Annotated in this window: 5 protein-coding genes and 1 pseudogene; 3 read left to right on the forward strand and 3 right to left on the reverse strand. The window is 40.6% G+C overall.

What is annotated here, in order from left to right:
* Positions 1-803, forward strand: an 803-nt coding sequence (locus EI162_RS13670; RefSeq protein WP_192524858.1) for an IS1595 family transposase, incomplete at its 5' end; no start/stop codon positions are given.
* Between the two features lie 23 nt (positions 804-826).
* On the opposite strand, the gene EI162_RS13675 is transcribed toward EI162_RS13670, so the two are convergent.
* Positions 827-1,666 (reverse strand): hypothetical protein, encoded by an 840-nt coding sequence (locus tag EI162_RS13675; protein WP_192524859.1) that lies wholly within the window; start codon positions 1,664-1,666, stop codon positions 827-829.
* 103 nt (positions 1,667-1,769) lie between these two features.
* On the opposite strand from EI162_RS13675, the gene EI162_RS13680 reads away from it, so the two are divergent.
* Positions 1,770-2,009: an EexN family lipoprotein gene (locus EI162_RS13680; protein WP_192524860.1), complete on the forward strand. Its 240-nt coding sequence runs from the start codon at positions 1,770-1,772 to the stop codon at positions 2,007-2,009.
* A 274-nt stretch (positions 2,010-2,283) separates the two neighbouring features.
* Positions 2,284-2,523 carry a hypothetical protein gene (locus EI162_RS13685; RefSeq protein ID WP_192524861.1) on the forward strand — a complete coding sequence of 80 codons (240 nt, stop codon included), beginning with the start codon at positions 2,284-2,286 and terminating at the stop codon, positions 2,521-2,523.
* A 221-nt stretch (positions 2,524-2,744) separates the two neighbouring features.
* Here the strand turns inward: EI162_RS13685 and EI162_RS14715 are convergent.
* Together EI162_RS14715 and EI162_RS13690 are read right to left on the reverse strand one after the other, a co-directional pair.
* Positions 2,745-2,831: pseudogene (locus tag EI162_RS14715) on the reverse strand (IS1 family transposase); the annotation flags it as partial.
* A gap of 30 nt (positions 2,832-2,861) precedes the next feature.
* Positions 2,862-3,856: IS256 family transposase (locus EI162_RS13690; RefSeq protein ID WP_192524862.1), on the reverse strand; the 995-nt coding region annotated here is incomplete at its 5' end.

Raw genomic sequence — 3,856 nt, forward strand, 5'->3', positions numbered from 1 at the left:
GTCGTGACTGTAAAAAATCCTTTGTTGAGCAGACAGGTACAATATTATATAACTCGCAAAAAGATATTGAGGTTTGGGAGAAGTACATTCACTGCATGATTGAGAAGTACCCCTTACGAAAGTGTGCAAAGATATGCGATATCAACCTAGCCACTGCATTTGCATGGCGACATAAAATACTCGATGCTCTGCAAAACATGATGGCTGACGTTGAGCTTGATGGTGTTGTGCAAGCTGACGAGACTTTTACAGCCGTATCATACAAAGGCAACCATAAGTCTTTTAAGTTGCCACGTACAGCCTATAAGAGAGGAACTAAGGCAACCAAGCGTGGCTTATCAACAGAAAAGGTTTGTGTTCCTTGTGCGGTCAATTTAGACGGTCTATCAGTCTCTAAAATATCTAACTTAGGCAAACCATCACTAAAGAATTTGCAAAAAGTATTAGATGGTAATATATCTAAAAATTCAGTATTTGTTACCGACTCACTACGTCCTTATCAAAAATTATCATTAGATATGGTGTTGAACCATATTCGTATTCCTGCTAAAAAGCGTAGCAATGGCTTGTTTAATATTCAGACGGTCAATAGCTACCACAGTAGGCTTAAAGACCTCATAACCTACCGTTTTAAGGGTGTGGCTACCAAGTATTTGAATAACTACCTTGTGTACCATAACTTTGTGAACTTTGCTAAAGGTTCAGCAGAGGGTAAGGAAGTAATATTACTCGACTTCATTCGTACCACGCTATGTACAAGCAAGACGATTGATATAGCTATTCGTCCAGCCATTCCTTTGTGATGTTACGTAATACACTTTTTTAATCAGCTAAAAAAATCATCTAAAAGAAGCTCAAACCCCATTACATCATTGCTATTAGTTACACAGCTTGAGATATGCAAGATAGGTAGGTAGTCTTTACAATTTGGACATAACAGAAGTTTTTTGACATCCATCATATAAGCGCACTTCTTACAAAAAGTCGTGGTGTCTTTTAAAGAGTAGTATCTTTCACTGTCATCAAAAGACTCAAGCACCACCTGCTTGCCATAACGCTCTCCAATATCTTCAAAATCGACATTGAATTTAGTACAAGCATCACTCCAAATTTTTCGCTTAACTTCGTTTATCTCGTTCTTTTGTTCAGGAGTTAACTCTTTAGTGGTTGCAGGGTCTTTGAATAATTGACCACAAGTTATTTTACGGCTATAGCCACTTTTAGTTTTTCGTGACTTCGTTCCATAACATTTCCACTCTTGAGTGCCTTTCAATAGTTTTATACTTACAGACTCGCACTTAGGGCAACACGCTCTATCGCCTATAACCATACTATTCAACTTGATACTTTTTTTCTTACGTTCAGCAATGTAATGCTTTTTTGCCTCTGCGTTAGCTGCAATACATGCTCCTTTAATACCACTTAAAACGTTTTTAAATTTCTTAGGTTGCCACAAGTGTTGTAATACCATAGGTGAATCAACATCGCTCTGACCACATTGAGCGCACGAATCATTAATTAATTTAGCGCGTTCTAGTTTCCATTCTTTGTTATGCCACGGTTTTTTCTTCTTAGCAGCTTTCAAAGAGTCTAGTGCTTCACTCCATGATATTTCATCAGATAACAACTGCTGGCGAATTTCTTTAAGATGTGCAGGTAATTCCATTTTAGTTACAACCCTCTTTTAGATAGAATGTTTTTTGCTATTCCACAATAGTTTATATCAACACATTGTTAAAACACAGCCAAAATAAACTTATGAGGTTTGTATGAAAAAATTAGCATCAGTAATGATCGCCGCAATCGCAGTATTATCATTAAATGGTTGTAGCGCCGAGAAAGCAAGAACATCAGACTGGTATAAGGAGAACCCAGAAGAGATCAAAAAAGTTCAAGCTAAATGCAAAGCTGAGAACGATAAAGGTTACAAAGTTGAAGGTGTGCTGAAAGAAAATTGTGCGGCGGCGCGAGTAGCGACGAGACACCTCATTCGAAACGCCATTGGTTAGTTATTAGCAATGGTCAAAATAAGACCTAATGCACAGACTTTGAGAGTAATAAGTAGGTTGTTTTTAGAGTTGTCAACTAAGCCCAGCCTTTTCTCCTAAACGGTGGGTATTTCTGCAAAAAGAGTTTCATTTTTAGTTGATATAATACACACTAGGCGGGCTAAACCAAATATCAATAATAATTTTATGCTAATATTTTTAGCGGATGCAATATATACTAGGCAATCTAAGCCTAAAATCAAATATCAAGGGCAAGTTTATGTTAAAAAAATCAATGATCGCAGTTGCATGTAGTGTTCTATTTATATCTGGATGCGCGGCAGAAAAGAGTGAAAGAGAGAAGAGTGTTGCTGCACAAGATGCGGTTCAAGGCTCTGCCGACGATAGCACTAAGTACACACAGGCGGTTGAGGTGGTTCAAGATGTTGGCCCAGACGGTCGCCCAATTGATCCGGTTCCGGCTACGGATATTGGCGAAGATATGGAAGATGATGTGATCGTCGTCGAAGAGTAATCATGCATATCATTCAATCGCGCTTATCAAGAGCATATTGAAGAAAGTAACTGTGACGATAAGGTGTGGGTCAAATCCTATTTCAAATATATAAACTACCGCTCTATTTATTAGGGCGGTTTTTTTGTGCCTGCTAAAGTCCGATGATGCAATCTAGTCGCTAAAGGCATAGTGTGGCTGCCGCATGAAAAGACGGTGGTGTTCTAAAAAGTATGCTGGCATCAGACGTAGCCATAATTGATGTAAAAGAACACCATATCAAACACTTTGAAGTGATTATCGAGCTTCTTAGAGAAGCAACAAGTCTGAGACCATCCCACATTCTGTGTAACTGCCCTTTAGATTAAATGCCTGCTGATACGGTCATCAAACATAATCATAAAGCGATTAAGAGCAGACGTCCAGTTACGGATCGGCATCGACCACTTTTTGGATGCCTGCTGGGTTGCTAAGTACACCACTTTGAATGCCGCCTGATCAGACGGGAACACCTTACGCTTATTCACCGCCGTACGAATCACACTGTTTAGCGACTCAATGGCATTGGTGGTATAAATGGCTTTTCTGATGTCCTTAGGATAACCAAAGAACACCATTAAGCCCTCCCAGTTACTGCGCCAAGACTTGACCACATGCGGGTAATCCTTACCCCACACCTCATCAAAGTGCTCAAGATTGGCCTCTGCTATCTCAAGCGTATCAGCGCCATAGATGGCTTTTAAATCAGCCGCTACTGCTTTTTTATCCGTCCACGGCACAAACTTCATTGAGTAGCGCACCATATGTACGATACACAGCTGAACCTGAGCGTTGGGATAAACGGTGTTGATGGCATCAGGGAAGCCCTTTAGACCATCGACACAGGCAATGAGGATATCTTGCACCCCGCGGTTTTGGAGTTCAGTGAGAACCCCTAGCCAGAACTTAGCGCCTTCATTCTCTGATAGCCACATGCCAAGCAGCTCTTTTTTACCGTTAAGTCCTACGCCTAGCGCCAGATAAATAGCCTTGTTGATAATCTGCTTATCTTGGCGTACTTTAACGACAATACAGTCCAAATAGACGATAGGATAAACACTGCTCAGCGGTCTGTTCTGCCATGCAGTGATGTCCTCTAAGATGTTGTCAGTGACTCTTGAGACAAGAGAACTTGATATATCAACGTCGTAGATGTCTTTGATGGTATCAACGATCTCAGTGGTGGTCTGACCTTTGGCATAAAATGAGATGATTTTATCATCAAGGCCTGAGATACGACTTTGATGCTTACGCACTAAGGCAGGTTCAAAAGCGCCGTCACGGTCTCTTGGGGTGGAGATCTCAAGATCGCCTG

It is taken from the genome of Psychrobacter sp. FME6, assembly GCF_014861365.1.
In the GTDB taxonomy this organism is placed as follows: Bacteria; Pseudomonadota; Gammaproteobacteria; order Pseudomonadales; family Moraxellaceae; genus Psychrobacter.